Origin of the sequence: Legionella pneumophila subsp. pascullei, from assembly GCF_900637585.1 — a bacterium.
Taxonomy (GTDB): domain Bacteria; phylum Pseudomonadota; class Gammaproteobacteria; order Legionellales; family Legionellaceae; genus Legionella; species Legionella pascullei.
This window is the reverse complement of record NZ_LR134380.1, coordinates 2962313-2985390: the sequence shown is the minus strand read 5'-3', so window position 1 is coordinate 2985390 and position 23078 is coordinate 2962313. Positions and strand designations below refer to the sequence as shown.

Below are 23078 nucleotides of genomic sequence, written 5' to 3'. Positions count from 1 at the left end.
ATTTTTTCCGCATTCGGGCTTTGTAGTATTCAGTGTGACTGTAAAAAAGCTATAATTGCGGACTGATTAATATCAGTATAAATTGATTTGGAGTGTTAATTGAAGTTTATTATTCGAGTGGTTCTGTTGTTGACAGGCTTGGTTTCTTTAGCCTTTTCTGCGCCAAAGTTTCTAACAATCTCTGATATTCATTATGGCGCAGAAAATATAGCGAAGGATGGGCAGGATACTGGAAAGGAGTTTTTGGATGTCACATTAAAACGATTTGAGGAATTGTCACAAAAAGTAGACTTTATTTTACATTTGGGCGATCTGCCTACTCACTCGCTATTTTCTACCTCTAAAAAAGAAGAATATGAACAAGTTGTATTTCATGGTTTGTATGAAGCCAATCCAGGTCAAAAGCCAATATTTTATATTACAGGGAATAACGATTCACTGCTTGGCAATTACCAGCCATTTTCTTCGGACAATAAATCACCGCTCAATTTGGCTGTCGATTGGGCTGGCGCTTGCGCTCATTGTGATGGCTTAATTATTGATGATACTCATATGTACAAGGATGGGTATTACTCCAGTTATGTCATCCCCAATAACAAAGATATTATTTTAATTGCGCTCAATTCGGTTCAATGGACCAAAACCCCTGTTTTTTTACCCAAGTATCCGAATCAACAAAGAGATGCCTTTGTACAATTATTTTGGTTTGAACAACAATTAAAAAATCACCATGCAAAGCAATTGTTGCTGGCCATGCATGTTCCTCCTGGAACAGCCTACAATGGAAATCAGTTTTGGCATGAAATTTATCTGGATAGATTTTTGAAGTTATTGGAGAAATATCATCGCTCCTATGACCAAATTACCATACTGTTCTCACATTCCCATATGGAGGAGTTCAGGAGAATAACATTATCCGATGGTTCAGCTATTTATGCGTTTTCTACTCCCGGAATTAGCCGGGCACATCATAACAATCCCGGAATGAAAATTTTCGATTTAGACAAGCAAATGAGGGTCGGAAATTTTACAACTTATTTTACGTCCGATTTGTATGAGTGGGGCAACGAGTATTATCAGGCCATGAATAATCCTGAAGCCATTTTTCCAAATTGTCAAAATAAAACGATACCCCAGTGTCTGCAAACCTTAAGTCCTGAACAAGTGTGCAATAGTCTGGAAGCAGGGCTATTTTATGGAGTGAAAAGCACCCATGTACCCTATCAGAGATGCATTCATACTTACCAGATTAATTGAATTGAGATTTCCTTTACTGAGTAAGCTTAACGAGATGTTCATTGCTGTCTTTAGGTTCCAAATACGCTGCGACAGCTTTTTGTAAGGCAGCAATATCATCTTCGCTTCTTGTCGTTGCCTTATTTCTAAAGAAATCAATCATTGGATTCTGGTGTGTCTTTATTATTTTTGCATGACCAGGGTTTAAGGTAAATGCAGAGATTAAACCATAGATCTTTTCAAGATTTCCATGCTGACATTTTATTTCAAAAATAAAATGTTTTAATAATTCACCTTTTTCACGCCTTTGGGAGTCAGTAGATTGACACATCAATTGTGCTCTTGAATGCATAGTATTCAAAATCAAAGCGATATTTTCAGGAAGCTTCTTGACCGTTGTACTGCTTTGGACTATTGAGTCGGTCGTTTTTGACAGAGCATCAGAAGTTTCTTTATGTCTATGTTTTGTTTGCAGGGGTGGTTCAAATCGAAACATTTTATCGTAGTATTTTTCTTTGAAACGCTCTGCTAACCAGTCATGCATTGTTGTAGTCGGATGAACGTCATCCCAGAACATATATCCTTTGGCCGGTGAAATATGTTCTTTTTGATCAATAGGGTTTTTCTGATTTTCTTTAAAAAGATCCGATTCAACGTAGGGTGATTTTAACTTATCCCTATCAAAACCATATTTTTCGGGATTACTGTAAACTTCCTTAAATTGCTCGTTAACATCAAAGACGGAGAGATTGACAGGAATTCTCAATTCTTTGTATTTGTTGATTAACTCAAGAGATTTGGCCTGCAGTTGCTGATTAAAATATTCAGAGCAATCTGATGCATTACGTTGTTCTTCTGCATTTTTTCTTTGAAATCTTGGGGTTAGTGAGAGGTTGGGTAAATTGAATAGAACAAAGTTTCTGTACCCATTATGAATCAGCGCTTCAATATTTTGAATTCGGTCGTTAACGGCTTTATCTGCAGCTGCACGAGAAGGCCTGTCATTGGCGGTGATCAAGTCATTTGCACCAGACCACTCCACAACTAATGTTTCAGATTTTTCAAGATTGGAAACATTGTATTTTTTATCATCAGCCAATAATTGAGTTCGTTTTCCTCCCAGTGTGGCCAGAATCAGCCTTGTAAAAAACAGAACCAGGTTAAAGGTAAAGCTACAAGAATAGTCATGAGAAGTTAACCCACCTTCGCAATAGAAGCGGGCAAATCTTTCCCCTTTAAACAGAATGTGATTGTCTTCATTCAAGCTAAAAGAGTTTTCATTTTCTCTTCGCACCTTATTGTTGACGAGTAATTCATCGCCTATATCCGCATTATCTCTTGCATTATTATGCAATCTTAATTTTCTTCGGATATGTTCGATCTCAAATTGTTCTGCAGTAGTCGCGCCGACGTAGTCTCCCCAAAGAAAACCATTAGTGAATCGACCTTTTGGAGATTTGCTTCTTAATCCACTTAAATAACTCATGGGGATAAAACCCAGCAGTTCCCGTTTATTCAGCGTTCCTCTGTCGGATAAGCTGTCTCCTAATACTACAAGGTGAGTAATTTTAGCTGGTTTTTGAGTCATGATATTTGTAAGAAAAACAATATGCTCACATTATACTCAAAATGAACCTTGAATGGTATATTCTTTATTGTTCTTCAGCGGAAATTTTTTATTTCTGATAAAGTCAAATGGGTAAATCAGGTTTGGCCTTGAAGAATCCGCTCATCTAATCCACTTGCAAAGTGAATTATGATGAGGGGGTTTAGGCTTAACCGATCATATTTATTTTATTATGGTGATTTGTTCAGGCAGTCATTGAGTCTTCTTCTGATTCATTATCAGCAAGAGCACGGATACGTTGTGCTTCAATAGTTAAAACTTTGAAGTAATCATAGGACATGTAAAAATTACCCTTGTCTCCAAATTGTTCACCCCATGAGTTACGTAAAGTAAATAATCCTTTGTGTTCCCGGCCATTGTCATCAATAGCGATGGCATTGTCATCGTATCCAGTGATAATCATTTCATGACCGCCAAAAAATGGGCGCAGATAAATATCACGAGCAATTTCAGGAGTCAGTACCCAGGTATCAAATTGTGTTTTATTCGTTCCCACGGCACCCATAACACCCAAATCAAAATCCAGCAATAATACCGCAAAAGTAACCCGATCTTTTTGATTCAAGGCTGTTTTTATATCATTAATGGTTTTGTTGGTGTCTGTTCTGTCTAATACAGCCTGATAAACATCCAGGATCGGCGTGTAAATAACAGGATTAGTCTCAGGATCTTCACTCATTTCATGGAATTGCTCAAGCGACATGGCATGATCAGGGGTAGGTTGCTCGTTGTCTGGGTATTCAGTTAGTCCACCACATCCCAGGTTTTTTTGTTTTTCTTTGCTGACTATCCCAAAATTTTCCATTTGACTTAAGACTATGCGCCCTAATGAGCCATCCCAACCACTTGGTGCATGACCGTTTTTCTCCAGATACAGCCCTAGTTGTAATTGGCACAATTGACTGATGTAATCACCTTTGTTTAAAGCAGCATCTATGGCCGCAGTCGTTGCAAAAGTGACGCAAGTTCCAAAGCTTCCCTGGTTCAGAACGGGTACATTATTCATACCTAATTCTACTTTTGGGGGGAGGGCCGTTGATGTGGCTATGGTATTTGGTTTTTTGAGTGTGATGTCTGTTTTTCTGGCCAGTGCCTTGATAGCAGAATTTGACAATTGCATTTTAAGCAATTTGATTTGTTGTATGGCAGGTTTTGTATTGAGTGTTTTATTTTGCGGGGCCTTTAATGTCTGATTTAATGTTCCTACCACTTTGATATCTTGAGCAAATAAATTGCCGCTCAATGCCAAAGTTAATAAAAGTAATTTTGAAACACGCATCTATCATTCTCCGTTAGTAATAGGGACTTGAAATGGCTGGCAAGAATAACTGATGAATAAATAATATTCAATATATATTTAATGTGATCATGAAAGAACAAATAAAGCCATATTGGTTTTTAATTGTCTTTCAAGAATTGTACTTAGTTGTTTCATCCAGGGCATGAATAGGCGTGTTAGAGTTAATTTTGATGTTAACTGTTTATTCGACAGGAAAATTGAAATAGGTGTCTGGATAAGGTTCATTTTTCAGGGTGAAATGCCACCATTCATAGTAATAAGATCTAAAACCAAAGCGGCTCATAAGCTTTTGTAATAATTTGCGATTAGCTTTCTGGTCTTTACTCAACTTGGAATAATCAATGTTTGCTGACACATCCAGACAATCAAAACGAGTTCCTGTATCGATAGAATCGTCATCCAGATAGTTTGGCGTTTTATCGTAGCAACGCGTTAAATGATGATCAGATTTTTTTTCTCGAGAGGTAGTTAGTTTCACCAGCGTTAAGTCAAGGGTGCTTCCTCGCGTGTGGCCAGAGGTCAGGGCAATATAACCACGGTTAAACAAATCCTGTTTCATTTCACGAGGATAAAATTCGGGTTTCATGCGCTTGTCTTTTGCATTGCGGCTCCACTTATAAAAATAATCAACAGCTCTTTGTGGTCTGTAGCAATCATATACTTTAAGCGTATATCCTTTGGTTTTGATGTATTTTTCCGCTTTTTTTAATTGTTGCGCGGTTTGTTTGGTAACTATACATACTCCTCGCTTGTAACCAGGGATAGGATTTCCTATGAAATTGTTATTGGTAGCGTATCTCATGTCTTCAATGATATCAGGCGCTACATCGTGTAAATAAACAAAGCCTTTGGGAAGAGAAAAACTGGCTGAGCTCATAAGATAAAGAAGGATAAAGGAGCCTATTTTTTTCATTATTGGATTGTTAAATTAATAACCCTTAGAAGTTTACTGGAGTGGCGGACTGTTCGCTTTGCTTATCATCTACCACGTCTGATGTTAAGTCAACTTTTGAAGTCCTATCTTTTGGTTTTTCAAGCTCTTGTTCTGGAGTAGATTTTCTTTCCAATATGGATTCTCGTGTCACACCCAACTTTTGATGGAGTTTGGCATTCACTGTTAAATTATCCTTTTGTTCAGTTTTGTGTTCTTGTGAATTTTCTGATGCCGCTTTCATACCCTCGCGGACAATGGATTTAATCTTACCTTCTTCTATCCTGTTATTGATCGCATCAATAAAGGTACCAAATAGATAAGTGGCCGCAAAAGTAATGCCAGCAACAATGGCAGCACCTGCGGCCACACCAATTCCCAATGCAGCCACAGCCAAGCCTGCAGGGGGGAATAATAAAGTAAGAGCGACTAATCCAACGGCCGCTAGCAACCCAAGTCCGAGGCCCGCTTTAATTTTTGTGCCCAGATTTTTTGTAAAAGCGTTTTCTGGTCCCATGTCTTTTACTTTGGCAAAATTAGCGATCTTGCCGAAAAGACCATTATCAGCAAAATTGGCTTTATCCTGAATTTCAAACTTTCCACCTGAAACACCCGTATTGGCAGTATGATGCAGGGCCTGGATAGTAGTAAGCTCCCGATCAAGTTGTTCTACTTTTCCAACCTTTTTATCATGTGTCCTTCGATGATCCAGAAATTCACCAGTGTATAACCCATCCTCACTCATTGCTGTCCATAAAGCGTTGCCAACGACTTTTTGCGCCAATCTTTGGCCACGGTCATTATTACTCTTACACCCTTTCGTATTAGCATAATCCAGCTCGCTGGCGAGAGAAGCCATTAACGTTTGCAGCTTGAAATTATTTTTGCCATGATGCCAAGTGTTCTCATAATAGAGTTCTTGAGCTTGAATGAGGTAAGCACATGAATTGTAAAAATGTTGCAGTCTGGATTTGGTCTCAGGATCTGTTTCTTTATTCTGGATAACAGGGCTTATTTGTTCTTTAAGTTCTTGTAATGCGTTATTGATTTGTTCTTTGTGTTCTGTGTAATAAGCCTTTCTTAATGCATCGATTTGATTATGCAGTTCATAAATTGCTGATTCTTGTTTTTTAATGCTTTTTTCATAACTTTCAACCTGATTTTTCAATTGATCCAGTTTGGCTTTATCCCATTTCCCTTCGCCTTTCTGATATTCTTCGAAATAGCTGAATAATGCTTCTCGATAGGCTCCTTTCACCTCTTTTAAGGCATTTTCTTTTCTGGTAATTTGTTGATTCAGACCGCTGACGTCCGGGCCTTTTAATAACGCTTGTAATGCACCTGCTTTGTCGTAATCCGCCAGGCTTTGAGCCACTTTGTCTAAATTGGTGATGACGTCATCTGTCATTTGATTTACAAAACGGGCATTTTGATTTTTGGTGACGCTATTGTCAGAGAGAGGATTGAGCGCTCCAACCTGCCTAAACCAATTCACCCCCCAGGAACTCATGCGTGCTTGATAACCAACCTCTGTTTCCACTTCAGTATTGGCACTGGTTTGAATGGTGATTTTTGCTTTTGAGCCATCAAAAGCATCCATCATTTGCCGTACGTATTCAAATTGCTCTTTTTGATTTTCAGCAGCTACCCTTTGCCCAGCCGTTACAACTTGTGTATAGCATTCCGTGACAGATAACGGATTATGCTCTACATACAGCTTTATCAGTTGTGCTCGAGCTTTCTCCTCATCAGGAGGAAGCACGTCAGGGCGATACTCTTCGGGAATTTTATTCCAAAGGTCTTCATTGGTCATACGATCAATTTGACGCTGTGCCAGGGTTTGGATGACTTCTTCCTGGTTGATTAAAGTGACTGCTTTGATAGCCAGCTTTTTATAGTCATCAGCTCCCTTAAAATCAGAATAGGGCATGCGTGCGCCAGGACCAGAAAAGCTGTCATGGTGAATGGTCACGGTGCCATCAGGATGCCTTGTTCCTGCAATCATACGCGCCATACTGCTGTTGCCCAGGACCAGATCAGAGCGTTTATGGCTTGTAGTGTCATGATCCCTGTTGACTTCAGATTCATCCTTGCCCATTAGTCTTTGTTGACGTTTGGTGTACCTTCCACAAGGTATGTACATAATAAATTGTTCTTCGCCTTCTTTGGAATTAGGCGCTTTAAAGCGATGAATTAAGGTATCGCGATTATGACTGCGAATATTATGCCCTTCCTTATCCAGTGCTTTTAATTTGTGTCCTGAGGCTTTTGCCACAGCCTGTGTGAATTGCTGTAAACTGCTTTCAACTTTAGCCAATTGTTCCAGAAAGTCTTTGTTGGCAGAACTTTTTTTACTTGAAAACAAATCCGCTTTTGCTTTATCGGAAGGAATGGTTTCTGAAATGGATTTTTTGAAAGTTTTTGCAATTTCATCAATTGCGCTCTTTCTCAAATCCTTCTCACCTTTCTTATCTGTGTCTATCAGAGATTTAGCAGCAGCTACAAGATTGTCTATATAATTATTCGCCTCTTGAATAACATCAGGTTGTCCAGTAACAACGTTACCCTTTTCATCGTATTGACTATTCACTACCACGACTTGTTTACCCTCAAGCATTGGGTCTTTGAATACCTGTCTTTCGCCAGGATAACCATAGGCAAGATGCTGATTTTTGGGGGCAACTGGTTCCAGATCACTTAATAAATGGGTGACGTATGTTTCTATATTTTGAGTGATTCGTGGCATGGTTTATTCCATATCATAACGTTTATTTTATTATAGCTGGCAAAAATTAACGTAAGATTAATAGGTTTTTTATGAGACAATTTAACCCGTATTAAATGATTTTGTATTAGGCTTCACTTAAAGACTGTACTGAAAAATAGAATTTAGTACTATTTTCTCAGAAAATAGCGCAGCCTGATAATTTCCTAGTAAAACTCAATAGTGGTGGTAGTCACATCCAAAGGTTCTGGATCATCGACATCTAAAATGACGGGTTCAACCACTGGAGCGGCAACTGTAACTTGCTGGTATTCAACTACTTCTGCTGTGCTACAGCAGCAACCTGCGGTTGTTAAAGTGATTACGATCAGCATTATCCATTTCATAGCGAAACCTCTCGTCATAACTTAAACAAATTGTAGATTATTTGATCATATATTGCCAATATTTTCTGGATGCCTTTGAGTCTTTTTCTGGAAAAAAATCAAGTTCACTTGATACGGACAGGACTTACGATAAACCCCAAGGTCGAGGCAAAAAATGTTGTTAATGAGGGAGTGTAGATAAACTAAATGACCGAATTAAAAACATTTTTTAACAAAGAGATTGGGTTTTTCGTGAGTCCTGATGGATTTATTCTTTGGATTTCTTTCCATCGATGTAATAAAGGAATGCCAAAATTTGGGCTACAGCAAGATAAAGTGCTTTGGGTATTTCTTCATTGAGGCGAACTTGGGATAAGAGGGCTGTTAATTCGGCATTTTGTTCGAGAGGAATGCCATGTCCTTTAGCAGTCTTGATAATTTGCTGAGCAACTGAACCTTCTCCTTTAGCAGTTACTTTCGGAGGAGAGTTGCCATCATAACGTAATGCAATAGCGACGGGTTTCTTTCTTTTCATATTTTTATATCCAATAAACGAAGGTTTGTGGCATCGATATGATTATCTTCCAATCCGAATTGTAATTTCCATTCTCTTAAGTGAAGACCCGATTCATAGAGTGTTTCTTCCAAATCCTTATGGTAATCGTTGAGCAGTTGCAAGGTTGAGGCTTGTTGAGTATTAACCTTGATATCAATATTTTTAGCGTAAATTGATACGGTAGCTTGTATGCCTCCTAAATGGGATAAATTCAAAGCGAACGATACTGACCATTTGGACAACTGCATAGGTTCTGCCTTGTGTTGTTTGATCATAATAGGGATTACATCAATGCCGTCAGGAGTTTTTAAAGGAAAATCAAGCATGATGAGATAGGTTTCTTGATTCTCCTGCGATAAATAATTAATTTGATTAGTCGTGATGCGCGCTAATGCCTGTGTTAATTGCTCACGTAAAATATGGTGTACCGTGTCTGTTGACAGTCCAATAAGATTCAATAACTTATCTTTAGCCAGTGGTTGAGGGATGGCCCCTGGTAAAGGAAGAGGCGCTTGTTGAGGAAAACCAGATTCCAACTCGTTTGGCAGATGGATTGGCAGTTTAATGTCTGTGCCTAAACTGTGTAATAATTTAAAACACAACCCCTTAAAATCCGATTGTATTTCTTGCGGGGTTTTGTTTTTTAATAATTTGGATTCTAAAAACACACCGCTTTGACTAATCGCTTGCATAAGTTGATTGGGTAATTGAGTCAATCCAGGGATATTGCCTAAAATGGTTTTCACAATCTGATTGATGGGAGCCGATAAATTATTTTCTGTCATCAATTGAGCCAATGTCTGTAAAAGATTGGTGGCTGGCGCTTGTTTTGGTAAATACTGAAGTAAGGCATTTTGCAATAGAGATGGAAGCGGTGTTTTTTGTTGCACTTGAAGGATCGTTTCGGGGTGGTTCGCTATGACTTTTACTTCAAATAACTCTCCCGGTGTAAAATGATGAGATGCCTTTGCATTGAGATTTTGCCCATTAATATTGATAAGGACTTGATCATTAGACAGTGTAGTGACAACGACTGTTTTCAGAATTTGACCTACATAAAGTTCGGTTGCCGGTTTTGCTAATTTGATTTCTTGTCCAGGAGGGATTCTCACATTGGAAGTTTTGCTCATCTCGACCGACATATACCATCCTTATCATCATCAATTAGACTTCTATTTCTTATCGTCGTCCTCCGATGGACAGTTTCGTAAGTTGTCTAATAAGTATATACTCATCGTCTTAATTATCGGCAGAATTATGAATTTCTTTATAATTCATCGGGAAAGGATACCAGGCATGGATATAAGAGTAATCATTACACAAGATGTAATTGAAATAGCCTTATTCATCTGGTCATTGCGCAATTTAAACAGGGTGTGGTGATGTTAGATAGAGCAAGTGTAGTGGATGAACAATTTCTGAAAAGAGTGTTGCAAGGGGATTTCCCCAAATTAAGAAGCAGCATGAGTCCAGATACAGCAGAATTAGACAAGAAAACCGCTATAGAGTTTTTTGATTCACAAATTAAATCTCGGCTTCTTGATATTATTGCAAGACAATTAAAGGAAAAAGGCCTGTCTTTTTATACGATAGGAAGTAGCGGCCATGAAGGCAATGCGGTATTGGGTCAGGTTTTCAGAGCGAGTGATATGGCGTTTTTGCATTATCGCAGCGGTGCCTTTTTCTTGCAACGAGCAAAGCAATTACCTGGAATCGATGGAGTAAAGGATATCTTGTTGTCATTGGTGGCTGCGGCAAGTGATCCTATCTCAGGGGGAAGGCATAAAGTCTTTGGCAGCGTCCCTTTAAATATCCCGCCGCAAACATCGACTATCGCATCTCATTTACCGAAAGCTTTAGGCGCTGCTTTATCAATTACCAGAGCGCGAGAGTTAGGATTACCCAGTAAGTTGGCGCCTGATTCTGTGATACTTTGTTCGTTTGGTGATGCCTCAACCAACCATGCAACTAGTCAAACCACATTGAATGCTTGCTCCTGGATAACCCAGCAAAACTATCCACTCCCCATTGTGTTTATTTGTGAAGATAATGGGATTGGCATTTCAGTACCAACTCCATCCAATTGGATTAAATCATCCGTCTCTTCTCGTCCAGGAATAAATTACATTGAGTGTGATGGATTAAACATTGCGGATGTTTTTGCCAAGGCACAGGAGGCGGACTATTTGGCAAGAACAAAAAAACAACCCGTGTTCTTACACATGCGTTGCGTTCGTTTGTTGGGCCATGCCGGTTCCGATATTGAATCGCAATACAACACTCAGGAAGAAATTGAGCGTCGGGAGGCGAACGACCCCTTATTGCATACTGCAGGTATTTTGTACAGAGAGGGTTGGATGAGCTTACAGGCAATGGTTGAGCTTTATCAGGACAACCGGGCTTTAATTGAAGCCAAGGCGCTCGAGGCAATAAGGGAACCCAGAATGAGTTGTGCTGAAGAAATAATGGCTTCCATTGTTCCTTGCATTGAGAAAAAACAAGAATACCCATTGCCGGATGATAATAGACGGTCGCAAGTATTTGCTGGAGCTTATAATCAACTTACCTTAAAGCGTAATTTATGCCAGCAGATCAATTTCGCTTTGACTGATCTGATGATGCAGTATCCTAATATGTTGATTTTTGGCGAAGACGTAGGAAAGAAAGGCGGAGTTTATCGAGTTACTGCGGATTTACAGGCTCGTTTTGGGCAACGCAGGGTTTTTGATACCCTTCTCGATGAAACAACCATTATAGGTACCGCTATTGGTTTGGCACATAATGGTTTTATTCCTGTTCCGGAAATTCAGTTTTTAGCTTATCTGCATAATGCCGAAGATCAATTGCGTGGAGAAGCATCCACTTTATCTTTTTTTTCAAGTGGTCAATATCAAAACCCTATGGTGCTTCGAATCGCCTCTCTTGCTTATCAGAAAGGATTTGGCGGTCATTTTCATAATGATAATTCGATAGCTGTTTTACGCGATTTGCCTGGGGTTATAGTGGCTTGCCCCTCCAATGGCCCCGATGCTGCAAAAATGCTGAGGACTTGTATGCGCCTTGCCTATGAGGAAGGAAGGGTTGTGGTGTTTTTAGAACCCATTGCTTTGTATATGACCAAGGATCTGTATAGCCCGGGAGATAATGGATGGTTATTTGAATACCCATCACCTGATGAAATGATTTCTCAAGGAGAGGTTGGGGTATACGGGGAGGGCGATACCGTTATTCTAACGTATGCTAATGGCTATTATTTATCTCGCCAGGCGGAAAAGGTTTTGCGGGAAGTACATAATATTTTTGTAAAGATCGTTGATTTGCGCTGGCTTAGCCCCTTACCAAAAGACGCTATTTTAAAAGAAATTGCCAAGGCAAAACGTATTTTAATTGTTGATGAGGGTAGACAAAGCGGCTCAATTAGTGAAGGATTAATGACATTATTGATGGAAGAGGCTTCGCCACGTTTAAAAATAAAGCGGATTACGGGCAAAGATTGCTTCATTCCATTAGGAACTGCTTGGCAGTATCTATTGCCAAGTCAGGAAAGTATTATAGACGCGGTAATCGCATTACAGTCAGATAAAAGGGAGAAGGAAAGTGGACGACTTGTTGTTTCTTGATGAGCAATTGCATGATGACGAACGCATGATACGAGACAGTGTGTCTCGTTTTGTTAGCAATGACGTAATACCTTTGATGGCTGAATCTTATGAGCATGCCCATTTTCCAAAAGAGTTGATAAAACAATCTGCAGATTTGGGTTTGTTGGGGTTAACTTTACCTGCGGAATATGGCGGTGCGGAAGCTTCTTATGTTGCCTATGGATTAGTCTGCCAGGAATTAGAGCGAGGTGATAGCGGTTTACGCAGCTTTGTTTCTGTGCAAAGTTCTTTGTGTATGTATCCTATTTTTAAATTTGGCAGTGAAGAGCAAAAAAAACGCTACCTGCCAGAGATGGCTGCAGGTAATATCATAGGTTGTTTTGGATTAACTGAGCCAGACTCTGGATCTGACCCGGCCAGTATGCGTACTCATGCTAAAAAAGTTGAGGGTGGCTGGGTTTTGAATGGTGCTAAAATGTGGATTACCAATGCCCCTATCGCAGACATAGCAATAGTGTGGGCAAAAACTGAAGCAGGAATTCGTGGTTTTATTGTCGATACAAAATCTGAAGGCATGAGTTGTCCTGAAATTAAGTTAAAAATGTCTTTGCGAGCATCCATTACCGGGGAGTTGGTTTTTGATAACGTTTTTGTTCCAGACGAGAATTTATTGCCGAAAAGTGAAAAGGGTCTTGGAGCTGCGTTAAGTTGCTTGAGTCAGGCGCGTTATGGTATTGCCTGGGGCGCAATGGGCGCTGCCATGGCTTGCTTTGATATCGCGCGGGATTATTTGTTAGAACGCAAGCAATTTGCCAAACCTTTGGCTTCGTTTCAGTTGATTCAAAAAGATTTGGCTGATATGTATACAGAAATTATTAAAGCACAATGCCTTAATTTACAGATTGGGCGCTTAAAGGATCAGCACCGCGAGACACCCACTATGATTTCTCTGGCTAAGGGGAATGCTTGCCGTGAAGCATTGAAAATTGCGAGAAAATGTAGGAATCTAATGGGCGGGAATGGAATTAGTCTTGAGTATCATGTCATTCGGCATATGCTTAATCTGGAGTCGGTCTTTACTTATGAAGGTACCGATAATGTGCATACTTTGGTGTTGGGAAGACATATAACGGGAATTAATGCTTTTGGTTAAGGATTTTTCTGCTTTTATCGAGTTAGTTCTGAATACCACAAGGTAACTATTCTTAATCCGTAATGATTACGGTTCCAGTTCCTTTTTCTTATGGAAGGGGGAACTGCTTAAGCTTTTTTGATTTCAGAGTTGAGCGATTGCTTGCCAGATGATGCTACTGAATTAGAAAGGTATGTCCCCACCATGGATTGTTTTATGGATATTCGATGTAAAACGGTTTTATACAAACAATTACAGGAGTTTAATATGATTAACATGAGGTTAAAAGCAACTTTGATAGTCTGTTTGTCCGTTCTAACTTTAAGCAGTTATGCGAATTCATTAGAAAATAAAGAAACCATTTTACAAAGGTGTCATGATTTAGCCTCAACAGTAGCCTCTTTAGTTTCCAGCCAGGCTAAAAAAACCTGCGCGGAAAAATTGGTTATTGCTTCAATACACATTGATACAGCGGCAGACTGGGTTGTGGAGGATGTTCATTCTGCAGCAAAGCAAGAACTGGATAATGCCATTTATTCTTTGCAATACGCTGAATTGAATAGTTGTAATCGTTATGTACAGATATCTCATTCCAAATTGGAAGCACAAAGAATTAAAAGTCTATTGTAGAAAATAATGGTTCTATTTTTTCAAAAATAGTCTCTTTGCTTTAAGGGCAATGAGACTTTACGCTGCAGTTTAGTCTGTCATTAAAATTCTATATCATCGGATTGCTTTTTGTACCTTGTCCTACCGAGGGGCGGACAGTATTCGGTAAACTCATCCTAGCCACATCTCTTATCTTTTTTATCCCTGCTACACTTAAATAAAGAGAAGATTATATTTAAGGGCAGCCATATGATTGAGTTAGAACCAGAACCAGACACAGTCCTGGACCCCAAAGACATCTTAACCGAGGAAATGAAGTTGGAAGGATCAGACAACGATATGGATCATAATCAATTCACTCGTGGTGATGAAGTGGATCTGGTCGGTGATGGTGTACCTGGGTATGAAACAACAGGACAAGACGGTACAGATGATGAAATTGAGGAGCAAAGAGAAGCTCGCTATACCCCTACCTTGAACCCTAATCCCAAAAATGTGCCTTGATCTCCGTAAAGATGTTCGTGACGTAGTTTATTGTAAATTTTTTGCAAAATTCGCCAAGGCGCAAAGAGAAACATTCATTTTAAGTTATTATCTGTCTGTTAGTAATTCCAAGGTTTAAAATAATGGTTTTGGCAAAGAAAAGAGAAGAAACGAAAAAAGATGAACGTGCACGTGCAGTTGAAAATAATCCCTGTAGCATTTGTCGTTCATTAGGATTGCCTTTTTGTCGTGGTCATGGCGGCGGTTCAGGGGGTGGTGGATCGGATAGCGCTTCTGACGACAAATCAGAGGGTAATGATCATCAGTTGCTCGCACCAAAGAATCCTGCAAATGTTCCAAGCATAGATCAACTACTATTGCATAGTGGCCTATGGCATTTACCAGAGGATGCTGATTTTGTTTTTGAATTTAAAGACCCCCTTGCTTTAGTCAATATGACTCTGAACATGGAGCTTGGCTTATTGGTGTTGCAAGGTAAGCGCGAGCTAAGCAATGAAGAACAGAAGGCTCTGGATGAGTTGTATGATACGATTAAACAGGAATTTAATCTTTTTAAAAATTCAATAAAAGACCCACAATTTCCTCCGGAAACAATGACTCTCGCCAGAGAGGGTAATAGTTTGACGATAAAGATACCCAGCCCTAAATATTATGATTTGTTTGTGCAACAATTGATGGATAAAAATTTGTTACCCGGCAACGCACCAGTTTTGCAACATCAAAAACAATCAGTAAAACATCCGGAAAAATCGGAAGCGACAATGGAAAAAGATTCAGTAATGGAAGAATATAAATCATCCCTGCCTAATCCATTTGATATTAGTCGAGGCCCTAAATTACCTGATTGGGTATAATCTTTCCCAGGTAAGGATGAGCGGTAAAACTACTCCTTCCATGCTATTCTTAATTAACGAGAGTTATGGATAAGGATTATATAAGAAGCAGTCGAGATCCAGGAGCCGTTCAGGCTGAGGGATGCATAAGCATCGTCTCGAAGCCTTGGCACGAAACATTAAATTCCATACAAAGCTTCGAGACAGCATTAATGCTTCCTCAGCCCGAACGATTGGAGATAACGCCTTATCTTATCCATAACTCACGTTAATCAAAGAGATCAAAATGACCCTGAAATTTTTCCAATGATACGGATGACATAATATGACGGCACCCGAAATTACCTTATCCAGAGTGTACTCTCCACCGGAACATAAAGAAGGGCTATGGATACTTGTAGACCGATTATGGCCTCGGGGAATAAAAAAAGAGAGTATTCCTCTGGATATGTGGCTGAAAGACATAGCACCAAGCCCGGCTTTGAGGAAATGGTTTCATCAAGACAGTGATCATTGGCATGAGTTTACAAAGCGGTATGCCCAGGAGTTAAAAGAGAAACCCGAATTGATAGAACACGTTTTGGCGTTAGCAAGCACTTCACCAATCACCTTATTTTATGCAGCAAAGGATCTTCAACATAATCATGCACTGGTACTTCAGAAAGTACTAAAATCGTGGCCAAAAATACCAGAAATCAAGTAGAGCCTATTGCAGGAAAATAAAACCCAGACAAGCCAGGAACTTATACTTCACTCATGATAGTAAACCATAACCCTTGTTATTTTAGCCTTATTTAGATATCATGCCTAACCAATCGGGGCGTAGCGCAGCCTGGTAGCGCACTAGCATGGGGTGCTAGTGGTCGAAGGTTCAAATCCTTCCGTCCCGACCATCGAATTTCCTTTAAAATCAAGCAGTTACACAATCAATCCCAAATCATTTTTTATGTGAAAATATTTTGCTGGGTACTTTGCTGGGTACTTTATAAAAATCTATAAAGTTAATTTAAGTTACTGGGTACCTCGCTGGTTTCTTTACTCAAGATTGGGTGAGAGATACAAAGCAAAGAGCATTTAAATAAATTTGGACAAAAAAAAGCAGGCAACAAGCCTGCTGGTAAAGTGCATTTCGGATGCTAGGATGCATCCCTCTCACCATTCAAAATGGTTTGCTCAATCCATTGTTCTATTTCATCGCTATGCCATGCCAGCGTTGTGCCATTGAGTTTGACAGGGCGAGGGAACTTATCTGTAAGCCACCAACGACGTAATGTTACTCTATTTCTGCCGATCATTTTTTCAAGGTCTGGTATGAATAATACTTTTTGAGAAATTCGTTCTTGTGCTCCTTCAATCATGAGGCTCTCCTTATTTATCCGTTTACGGTGCTGTGTTGCCGTTTTTCATTTATTTCCAGAATGATCTGATACAGTTTCATCAATTCAATTTCAGAGTTGAAGCTGCCTGGTAGCGCATTGTGGCAATAGATCATTCGGATAGTATCAAGTGATGAATGTGACAACTGTGCTATGTTTTTCAAAGTGTAGTGCGTTGAGTCTAAAATATATTGAATCATTCCTTTGTAGATGTTGATCTTTGAATGGTGTTCCATGGATTAACCTCCTCACTTCCAATGTCTATAAAAATATTGCCTATTTTGCAAACAGGGGATAATAATTCTCCCCCAGACTTAAAATAATCTAGGTGTAATCGGTGTAACTTATGGTAATATTTACTTTTACACCGATGTAATAAATTACACGAATGTAAATTATTACATAAATGTAACTAAGTCAAGACATGTCAACTACTATTTTGAATGAATCAAACCAATTACTATTGGCACAAACACTGAATGAATTAATAGGGCGGGATAAAAAACTTACACCCGCTGCACTGGCGCGGAGCTTAGGTATTCCAACGAATAAAATCACAAGAATTTTGAATGGTGATGTTACTGATCCCAAGGCAAGTACCTTAGTTCAAATTGCAAATTATTTTGATATTAGTATTGAACAGTTATTGGGTATAGAGCCTATGACCCATCAGGGTGCTCTAGAGCCACAAGAAACGACAAGGCCTCTGCCTGTCTATGAGTTTGCCCACCCAACCCAAATGACCAATGAATGGTATCGCTGGTCATCCAATGAGATTGAGGGGGATTATTTTGCTTTGGCGATAGATACTGATTTGTATGAACCAACCTTTCCGCAAAATTCATTGCTGATTGTTAATCCAGACCTAATACCGGATGATCGCTCATACATTGTGGTGAAGAGAAATGACAGCCCGGAGCATTGCTCCATTAAAAAATACGTTACTGAAGGAAATCAAAGCTATTTGTACCCAATTAATCCTAAGCTACCAGTAGAATTATTCGATAGAAATTTATACACTGTGGCTGGTGTGATTCTTGAGGTGCATCAGAAGCTGCGCTCAAAAAAATAAGTTGTAGGATGTAAACATGGATAAGTGGAATCAAGGAAATCGATTATTACGGTTTTTGTATCAGAATTTGTATGTACGGTTCACAGGACAAATCAGAGAACCCTATCTCATCCGCATTGATAATGTCTATACCGATCCAGACAGTAATGAATTAACTGTTGCCTTTCATATAGCCAACAAGCGTGTTAATCAGGATATGTCTGTGGCGGAATTTGTAAAAACCGACATGATTTATCTGGTTGATCCTCGTATCGTCTTTGATATGGGGCAACAGTTTGGCTCTCATTCAGAAAAACTGATCGTTGCTAAAAAGGCAACGTCCAGTTTAAAACAGAAATGCGTGACCACCCTGAAGAGGGTTTTCATTGATGAATAAGTCTGTTATCGGAAAATCCAAAACACCTTTGCAATATAAAATATTCCACACGCTCTTGGGATTTGCAGTCTTCTTCTCTTTGATTACCGTTCCCGCAGAAGCACAGGTGATTCAAGTTTATGGAATACTCACCTCATCAGAATTATTGTGGTGGCCAGTGGTCTTTTTTTTATTGCGACTTATCTATGGCGTGTATGGCTTCGCATATCTCAGGCATGCAGTGTATTCGGTATTATTATTTCATGCGATTTACATTTTATTTTTAAAGTTTGCCATCTGGCTGCCTGCCTCTTCATTCTGGACAATGCAGGAAACATACACGCAAGTACTGGGTCGCGACTTTTTATACCTGACAAAAAGTTCTTTATTTTTATGGGGATGTGCGCTTCTTCCAATCAGGTTTGCAACTACGGCAAATCATAGGTACTTCGGTTACATTTTCTGGATATCTTTAGTGATGTTCTGCTTTCTGGATATCAGTTGGTTAAACACGCATAAAAATACTCATGACACCCAGATCGTGATACCTCTGCTTATCTATGGATTGCTCAATATTTTTTATAATTGGCTGTCCGTGCTTATTGCAAGAATTGAGCAAATAGAAGGCCCAAACCTTATAGACAGGCATCTGTTTAAATTTCATTTGCCACAAGTCCTAAAAGGCGATGGCAAAACGTTCAAATACCATCACATACTGTTTTGCTCCAGCATCGTATTTTTTATCGCATCAAAAACCATGGCTGCCAAATTTATTTCGATTGGCTTTGTGACTATCAATGTCGGGGGAATTGTTTTTTCATTGGCTTACCTTGCAGCCGATATGATGACCGATGTTTATGGCATTGAACGCACCAAGCAGATGGTCTTATTCGTTATCTTCTGCAATTTACTGTTTGTTTTTGATGTTTGGCTAACCAATATGTTAGCGATTGGAGAAAACGATCCCTTTAGATCGATTTTGCATAATCAGGCACGAATGTTCATCGCTTCTGCCACTGCATTCTTTCTGGGGATGACCATTAATTCCACAGTTATTTCACTCATCAAATCCAGACAACGCAGACGGGGTATTTCGCTGAAGAAAGAGTTTATCACCACCGTTTGGACACGAATTGCCACCTCATCGGCATTTGGGATCATCATCGATGTAAGCCTGTTTTCTTTAGTGGCATTTTATGGAATTGTACCGACTGAAAAATTGGCGAGTGTCATTGTTTTTGAGGATGCCTATAAAATATCGTATGAGGTTTTTCTGGCACCTGTTTCCATCCTGCTGATTTATTTTCTTAAGGTTAAAGAGAAGGTAGATATTTATGACGAGCTATCTAATTTAAACCCATTTCGAATTGATACGAATTACAAAGTCAGCGCAAACAAATTTGCTGAAAACTATATGAAACCAGCGGAGCGTAACGATGGATAACTACATGCATGACTTCATGGCCGTTGCCATTGAGGTGGCAGCGACTAACCCCATGGCACCATACGGGGCAATTATTGTTTATGATGATAAAGAAATTCTTTTGAAGTCAGTAAACAGTGCACACAATAATCCTGTGATGCATGGTGAGTTATCAGTGATTCAGACCCTCTTTAATAACGGGTTCAATGGCGATGTAAGCAAATTAAGTCTTTATTCCACTGCCGAGCCTTGCCCAATGTGTGCTGCTGCAATTTATTGGGCGATGATACCGAAGGTAGTTTATGGCTCTTCTATTGTATTTTTGCATGAGTTGTTTGGTCGGCAAATTCAGGTCAGAGCTGAGGAAGTTTTGTCAAAAACCCCAGACTTTTATAGCTGTGACTTGATTGGTGGGGTGAGAGAAGAAGAATGCAATAAACTATTTTTCAGAGCAAAATCTTTGATAGGTACGTTGAAATAAATAATTTAATGATAACAGTCGACTGCATTTTAAGAGCACTATGGTAATTTATTTAATTTCTCTAAAAGTAAAGTGGTGCGCCAATATGTTCATGAAAACACTTTATGAATATAGTGTCGCCTTGCTTCTCTGGGGGTTCTACTTTATTGCTGTGATCACAGAGTAATACCCAAAAGTTTTTTCCATGTGCGGATTTTTGAAACCAATGATTTTTAGCAAATCAAATAGTTCATTTTTAGTAAATTGTTGCGATTTGTGATTTATAAACATCAATAGGTCAAAACATGCTGTAGTTAATGGTGATATTCTATCTTCATCCAATAACATTTCGTGAATATATATTTTTCCACCAGTAGGCATTGAATTGTAAGCATGCTTGAGAATTTCTTTGCATTGGTCTAAGGGCCAGTCGTGAACTATTTGGCTTAATAACACGCCATCAAAACCAGTAGGCCAGTTTTCTTCATTAAAGAAATTTCCAGGATGAACGGATATCTTATCTAACAAATTATATTGTTCTATATACTTTTTTGTTTCATTGCAAACAGCAGGAAGTTCAAAAACCATAGCTTCTCTCTGAGGATACTCTTGCATAAATGCGATGCTAAAACAACCTGAGCCACCGCCTACGTCCAAGAGTTTTTTTGTAGACTTAAACAAACCACTCTTAATTGCTCCTATTGATGGTGCAAAAATTGTAGCATGCATTTTCTTTGTAAAGTTACGGGCTGCTTCAGGGGTGATGGAGCCTTCTTTCCACATATCAGTGATTACTTTTCCCTCAAAATGCAATTGGTTTGAACCTGCGTTTATCGCTTCAATAATTTTTTTGTGTTCTTCACGATTGCGTTGTGCTTCAAATATTGCTCCCCAGTAAAAGGGGCTTTCTGGAAGGAGATAAGCTTTTGATGTTGGGGTTAGGTCAAATTTATTATTATTATTTTGATTAAGTAAGCCAAAACAGACTAATGGATTAACTAATATTTCGATTGAGCGACTATTTAGCTGTAGTGCTTGGGCTAATTGTATTAGGCTTAGGCTTTTATTATTTAAGTGTACAAATAAGGCTAATTCATCAGCAACACTAAGAATAGTTAGATGATACATCGACATCCATATATCCCACATAAAATTATCTTTAACATCAGGGCAGTTAATTTTTTTCATATTTTCTCTTGGGTTTTTCAATTAAGACACTAGCCTGTAGATTTTAATACATTGTTTTTACGAAAAATTTTCTATCTCATGTCATTTCTTTCACTTTTTTTGTTTGGCTAATAACAATGGCGTTGATGCATAAGTTACCTCAAAAATTAATTAGAAAAAGCAACATGAATGCGCAAGAAATGGTAAGCATCACAACGGATGATAACAATGTAAATTGATTTGTTTTCCGTGTCTGTTGAGTCAAATCCCGTGCTTCTGTTAGCGAATTAGATATCAAATTTTTCATGAGGAGAGCGGATTCACTGGTGGCCTGTCTCAGTATTTTGTCCATAGCCTCTTTACTGCTAGACAATGCGGCATTAAGGACTTTCTCAGCTTTGTCTTTAGCATCATCCTTCCACTGAGAGGAAATGTTCTCCATTTCCTCTTTGAACTGAGCTATCATCTCCTGCTGAGCCTTTCGGTTTTCCTCAAGCAGCTTTTCATTCATGGTTTGGAGGATGAGAACCGGATCGTCTTTCCCCAAGACCACGCCATGTTTGATTGCAATGGCTTGAATGGTTTCATTAATTTTATCTGACATTAGATCACCATGGCGTTATCAATCTGGCTAAATAATTGATCTCGTATAAGCTTTAATCGCTGCCTGGTCATAATATTTCGCTCAGGAGAATCGATTGCTTCATTAAATGTCATTTTTTGTTGAAGCATGTTTGAGAGATCCAGGCCGAAGGTTTCTTCCTTTAAGTGAGGGATATTGATTATCGCCGCTATTCTGTCTTTTGTTTCCTTGTATACCCTCATTTGCTCAAAAGACCTTCCTTCGCTCTCAATTTTGCCCCAATAGGGATTTAGCCATACAACAAAGCGAACATCTTGTGGAAATTGGTTTACTAATTGAGAAAATCCGTGTGTTGTATCCAGCAGCGCTTGACCACCAGTGATAACAGTATGGATTATGAGCTCATGCCCAAGTTCTTTTAACAAGGTGGGCACCTGGTTGGTGAGTAGGTAATGCGATAAAGGAACAAATGAGCTGGCACCATTATCAATAATCACATCAGTTTGCGTATTTGCAATTTTTTCAATTAAAGCGTCAAAGTGGCGTGGGTTTATTTCATCACCATCCATAATATCCAGACGTTCGACCTTAAGTGATTTAAAACCATGAAACGTGGCATTAATGGGATCTGTATCAAAACAAAGGGGTAGTTGTTCTTTGTAGAGTTTGTATTGAGCAGTGGTTGCTGAGACAAAGGATTTGCCTACACCACCTTTGCCTTGCATAGTAATATGTATTTTTGCCATTACAAGAGTTCCTCCGGGTTAGGTATTGGATTAAAAGTAAAACCTTTAATTTCATGTGTTGTTTTACTTTTGCTCTGCTTCTCATCCCTGGTGTTTTCCTGCTCTGACTTAATTAACTTAAGTACGTAATGTCTAAATGCCTTATAACCGAATGAAATGTGGCCTTCATCAGATAAGGTTTCCCAAACAGCTTTCATCGAACATCCCTTATCAAGGGCTTCTCGAATGTCTTCTTTCAGTGCAATAAATTCAATCTTAGCATTGGTTCGCTTATTCTTTTTTTCTGACTGATTTTGGATTACCCGTTCGGAAAGTGGTTTTTTCATTCTTCTTTGGCGTCAAATTTTTATTATTTAAAAAGTCTAAATCATAATTTGGGTTCGAACAAGAAAAAAGAATATTTTGGAACTACTAGGAATTTATTAGAATATAAAAAAGAGTATGTTAGTCTTATAAAGGAACTTATAGGAATAATT

The 23078-nt window shown here is 39.0% G+C and carries 23 protein-coding genes and 1 tRNA gene; 12 read left to right on the top strand and 12 right to left on the bottom strand.

The annotated features are described in order from the left end of the window. The first annotated feature begins 99 nt into the window (after positions 1-99). On the top strand, positions 100-1257 hold the full coding sequence (locus EL201_RS13445; protein WP_027222740.1) for a metallophosphoesterase: 1158 nt from the start codon (positions 100-102) through the stop codon (positions 1255-1257). Positions 1258-1270: 13 nt separating this feature from the next. Here the strand turns inward: EL201_RS13445 and EL201_RS13440 are convergent, their stop codons facing one another. From EL201_RS13440 to fliK, 7 genes are all read right to left on the bottom strand, one after another. Next, a complete protein-coding gene (locus tag EL201_RS13440; RefSeq protein ID WP_027222739.1) occupies positions 1271-2824 on the bottom strand; it encodes an SGNH/GDSL hydrolase family protein in 1554 nt (517 codons plus the stop codon). A gap of 223 nt (positions 2825-3047) precedes the next feature. Further along, the gene (locus tag EL201_RS13435; protein WP_027222738.1) at positions 3048-4142 is read right to left on the bottom strand and encodes a C1 family peptidase; all 1095 of its coding nucleotides are present in this window, start codon (positions 4140-4142) and stop codon (positions 3048-3050) included. A gap of 202 nt (positions 4143-4344) precedes the next feature. Continuing rightward, the gene (locus tag EL201_RS13430; protein ID WP_027222737.1) at positions 4345-5076 is read right to left on the bottom strand and encodes a M15 family metallopeptidase; all 732 of its coding nucleotides are present in this window, start codon (positions 5074-5076) and stop codon (positions 4345-4347) included. A gap of 25 nt (positions 5077-5101) precedes the next feature. Further along, complete coding sequence (gene sidF / locus EL201_RS13425; protein ID WP_027222736.1) at positions 5102-7840, bottom strand: Dot/Icm T4SS effector PI phosphatase SidF; 2739 nt, start codon at positions 7838-7840, stop codon at positions 5102-5104. Positions 7841-8025: 185 nt separating this feature from the next. Then, positions 8026-8205: a hypothetical protein gene (locus tag EL201_RS13420; protein WP_027222735.1), complete on the bottom strand. Its 180-nt coding sequence runs from the start codon at positions 8203-8205 to the stop codon at positions 8026-8028. Positions 8206-8452: 247 nt separating this feature from the next. After that, a complete protein-coding gene (locus EL201_RS13415) occupies positions 8453-8719 on the bottom strand; it encodes an EscU/YscU/HrcU family type III secretion system export apparatus switch protein (RefSeq protein ID WP_027222734.1) in 267 nt (88 codons plus the stop codon). Next, complete coding sequence (gene fliK / locus EL201_RS13410) at positions 8716-9882, bottom strand: flagellar hook-length control protein FliK (protein WP_027222733.1); 1167 nt, start codon at positions 9880-9882, stop codon at positions 8716-8718. The genes EL201_RS13415 and fliK overlap by 4 nt, the downstream gene beginning before the upstream one ends. A gap of 240 nt (positions 9883-10122) precedes the next feature. On the opposite strand from fliK, the gene EL201_RS13405 reads away from it, so the two are divergent. The 7 genes from EL201_RS13405 (at position 10123) to EL201_RS13375 (ending at position 16313) form a co-directional block, all read left to right on the top strand. Beyond that, the gene (locus tag EL201_RS13405) at positions 10123-12360 is read left to right on the top strand and encodes a dehydrogenase E1 component subunit alpha/beta (protein WP_027222732.1); all 2238 of its coding nucleotides are present in this window, start codon (positions 10123-10125) and stop codon (positions 12358-12360) included. After that, a complete protein-coding gene (locus tag EL201_RS13400; RefSeq protein ID WP_027222731.1) occupies positions 12338-13495 on the top strand; it encodes an acyl-CoA dehydrogenase family protein in 1158 nt (385 codons plus the stop codon). The genes EL201_RS13405 and EL201_RS13400 overlap by 23 nt, the downstream gene beginning before the upstream one ends. 195 nt (positions 13496-13690) lie before the next feature. Continuing rightward, on the top strand, positions 13691-14104 hold the full coding sequence (locus EL201_RS13395; protein ID WP_050598301.1) for a hypothetical protein: 414 nt from the start codon (positions 13691-13693) through the stop codon (positions 14102-14104). A 228-nt stretch (positions 14105-14332) separates the two neighbouring features. Then, positions 14333-14587: a hypothetical protein gene (locus EL201_RS13390; protein WP_010948278.1), complete on the top strand. Its 255-nt coding sequence runs from the start codon at positions 14333-14335 to the stop codon at positions 14585-14587. A 95-nt stretch (positions 14588-14682) separates the two neighbouring features. Continuing rightward, the gene (locus EL201_RS13385; RefSeq protein ID WP_080273145.1) at positions 14683-15441 is read left to right on the top strand and encodes a hypothetical protein; all 759 of its coding nucleotides are present in this window, start codon (positions 14683-14685) and stop codon (positions 15439-15441) included. A 304-nt stretch (positions 15442-15745) separates the two neighbouring features. After that, entirely contained in the window at positions 15746-16123 is a 378-nt protein-coding gene (locus tag EL201_RS13380) for a DUF488 domain-containing protein (RefSeq protein ID WP_027222728.1), read from the top strand. Between the two features lie 113 nt (positions 16124-16236). Next, positions 16237-16313, top strand: a tRNA-Pro gene (locus EL201_RS13375). 243 nt (positions 16314-16556) lie between these two features. Here the strand turns inward: EL201_RS13375 and EL201_RS13370 are convergent. Beyond that, positions 16557-16778: a helix-turn-helix transcriptional regulator gene (locus tag EL201_RS13370; protein ID WP_032828930.1), complete on the bottom strand. Its 222-nt coding sequence runs from the start codon at positions 16776-16778 to the stop codon at positions 16557-16559. Positions 16779-17220: 442 nt separating this feature from the next. Between EL201_RS13370 and EL201_RS13360 the strand changes: the two genes are divergently transcribed. From EL201_RS13360 to EL201_RS13345, 4 genes are read left to right on the top strand one after another with little or no spacing between them, the layout of a single operon-like run. Next, positions 17221-17868 (top strand): helix-turn-helix domain-containing protein, encoded by a 648-nt coding sequence (locus EL201_RS13360; protein WP_027222725.1) that lies wholly within the window; start codon positions 17221-17223, stop codon positions 17866-17868. A 16-nt stretch (positions 17869-17884) separates the two neighbouring features. Next, the gene (locus tag EL201_RS13355) at positions 17885-18244 is read left to right on the top strand and encodes a hypothetical protein (protein ID WP_027222724.1); all 360 of its coding nucleotides are present in this window, start codon (positions 17885-17887) and stop codon (positions 18242-18244) included. Beyond that, positions 18237-19667, top strand: a complete 1431-nt coding sequence (locus EL201_RS13350) for a VUT family protein (protein WP_027222723.1) — start codon at positions 18237-18239, stop codon at positions 19665-19667. The genes EL201_RS13355 and EL201_RS13350 overlap by 8 nt, the downstream gene beginning before the upstream one ends. Then, entirely contained in the window at positions 19660-20127 is a 468-nt protein-coding gene (locus EL201_RS13345; protein ID WP_027222722.1) for a nucleoside deaminase, read from the top strand. The genes EL201_RS13350 and EL201_RS13345 overlap by 8 nt, the downstream gene beginning before the upstream one ends. Before the next feature lie 138 nt (positions 20128-20265). Here EL201_RS13345 and EL201_RS13340 read toward each other — a convergent pair whose 3' ends face one another. The 4 genes from EL201_RS13340 to EL201_RS13325 form a co-directional block, all read right to left on the bottom strand. Further along, positions 20266-21294, bottom strand: coding sequence for a methyltransferase (locus tag EL201_RS13340; RefSeq protein WP_027222721.1), 1029 nt, complete (start codon positions 21292-21294; stop codon positions 20266-20268). A 139-nt stretch (positions 21295-21433) separates the two neighbouring features. Then, positions 21434-21877, bottom strand: a complete 444-nt coding sequence (locus tag EL201_RS13335) for a conjugal transfer protein TraM (RefSeq protein ID WP_027222720.1) — start codon at positions 21875-21877, stop codon at positions 21434-21436. Then, a complete protein-coding gene (locus EL201_RS13330) occupies positions 21877-22602 on the bottom strand; it encodes a P-loop NTPase family protein (protein ID WP_027222719.1) in 726 nt (241 codons plus the stop codon). The genes EL201_RS13335 and EL201_RS13330 overlap by 1 nt, the downstream gene beginning before the upstream one ends. Beyond that, positions 22602-22928: a TraK family protein gene (locus EL201_RS13325; protein ID WP_027222718.1), complete on the bottom strand. Its 327-nt coding sequence runs from the start codon at positions 22926-22928 to the stop codon at positions 22602-22604. The genes EL201_RS13330 and EL201_RS13325 overlap by 1 nt, the downstream gene beginning before the upstream one ends. Positions 22929-23078 lie beyond the last annotated feature (150 nt).

Bases quoted from the DNA above. Each gene is read 5' to 3' on its own strand.
- EL201_RS13440 (WP_027222739.1), bottom strand. From the start codon at position 2,824: ATGACTCAAAAACCAGCTAAAATTACTCACCTTGTAGTATTAGGAGAC.
- EL201_RS13435 (WP_027222738.1), bottom strand. From the start codon at position 4,142: ATGCGTGTTTCAAAATTACTTTTATTAACTTTGGCATTGAGCGGCAAT.
- EL201_RS13430 (WP_027222737.1), bottom strand. From the start codon at position 5,076: ATGAAAAAAATAGGCTCCTTTATCCTTCTTTATCTTATGAGCTCAGCC.
- sidF (WP_027222736.1), bottom strand. From the start codon at position 7,840: ATGCCACGAATCACTCAAAATATAGAAACATACGTCACCCATTTATTA.
- EL201_RS13420 (WP_027222735.1), bottom strand. From the start codon at position 8,205: ATGAAATGGATAATGCTGATCGTAATCACTTTAACAACCGCAGGTTGC.
- EL201_RS13415 (WP_027222734.1), bottom strand. From the start codon at position 8,719: ATGAAAAGAAAGAAACCCGTCGCTATTGCATTACGTTATGATGGCAAC.
- fliK (WP_027222733.1), bottom strand. From the start codon at position 9,882: ATGTCGGTCGAGATGAGCAAAACTTCCAATGTGAGAATCCCTCCTGGA.
- EL201_RS13405 (WP_027222732.1), top strand. From the start codon at position 10,123: ATGTTAGATAGAGCAAGTGTAGTGGATGAACAATTTCTGAAAAGAGTG.
- EL201_RS13395 (WP_050598301.1), top strand. From the start codon at position 13,691: ATGGATATTCGATGTAAAACGGTTTTATACAAACAATTACAGGAGTTT.
- EL201_RS13390 (WP_010948278.1), top strand. From the start codon at position 14,333: ATGATTGAGTTAGAACCAGAACCAGACACAGTCCTGGACCCCAAAGAC.
- EL201_RS13380 (WP_027222728.1), top strand. From the start codon at position 15,746: ATGACGGCACCCGAAATTACCTTATCCAGAGTGTACTCTCCACCGGAA.
- EL201_RS13370 (WP_032828930.1), bottom strand. From the start codon at position 16,778: ATGATTGAAGGAGCACAAGAACGAATTTCTCAAAAAGTATTATTCATA.
- EL201_RS13360 (WP_027222725.1), top strand. From the start codon at position 17,221: ATGTCAACTACTATTTTGAATGAATCAAACCAATTACTATTGGCACAA.
- EL201_RS13355 (WP_027222724.1), top strand. From the start codon at position 17,885: ATGGATAAGTGGAATCAAGGAAATCGATTATTACGGTTTTTGTATCAG.
- EL201_RS13350 (WP_027222723.1), top strand. From the start codon at position 18,237: ATGAATAAGTCTGTTATCGGAAAATCCAAAACACCTTTGCAATATAAA.
- EL201_RS13345 (WP_027222722.1), top strand. From the start codon at position 19,660: ATGGATAACTACATGCATGACTTCATGGCCGTTGCCATTGAGGTGGCA.
- EL201_RS13340 (WP_027222721.1), bottom strand. From the start codon at position 21,294: ATGAAAAAAATTAACTGCCCTGATGTTAAAGATAATTTTATGTGGGAT.
- EL201_RS13335 (WP_027222720.1), bottom strand. From the start codon at position 21,877: ATGTCAGATAAAATTAATGAAACCATTCAAGCCATTGCAATCAAACAT.
- EL201_RS13330 (WP_027222719.1), bottom strand. From the start codon at position 22,602: ATGGCAAAAATACATATTACTATGCAAGGCAAAGGTGGTGTAGGCAAA.
- EL201_RS13325 (WP_027222718.1), bottom strand. From the start codon at position 22,928: ATGAAAAAACCACTTTCCGAACGGGTAATCCAAAATCAGTCAGAAAAA.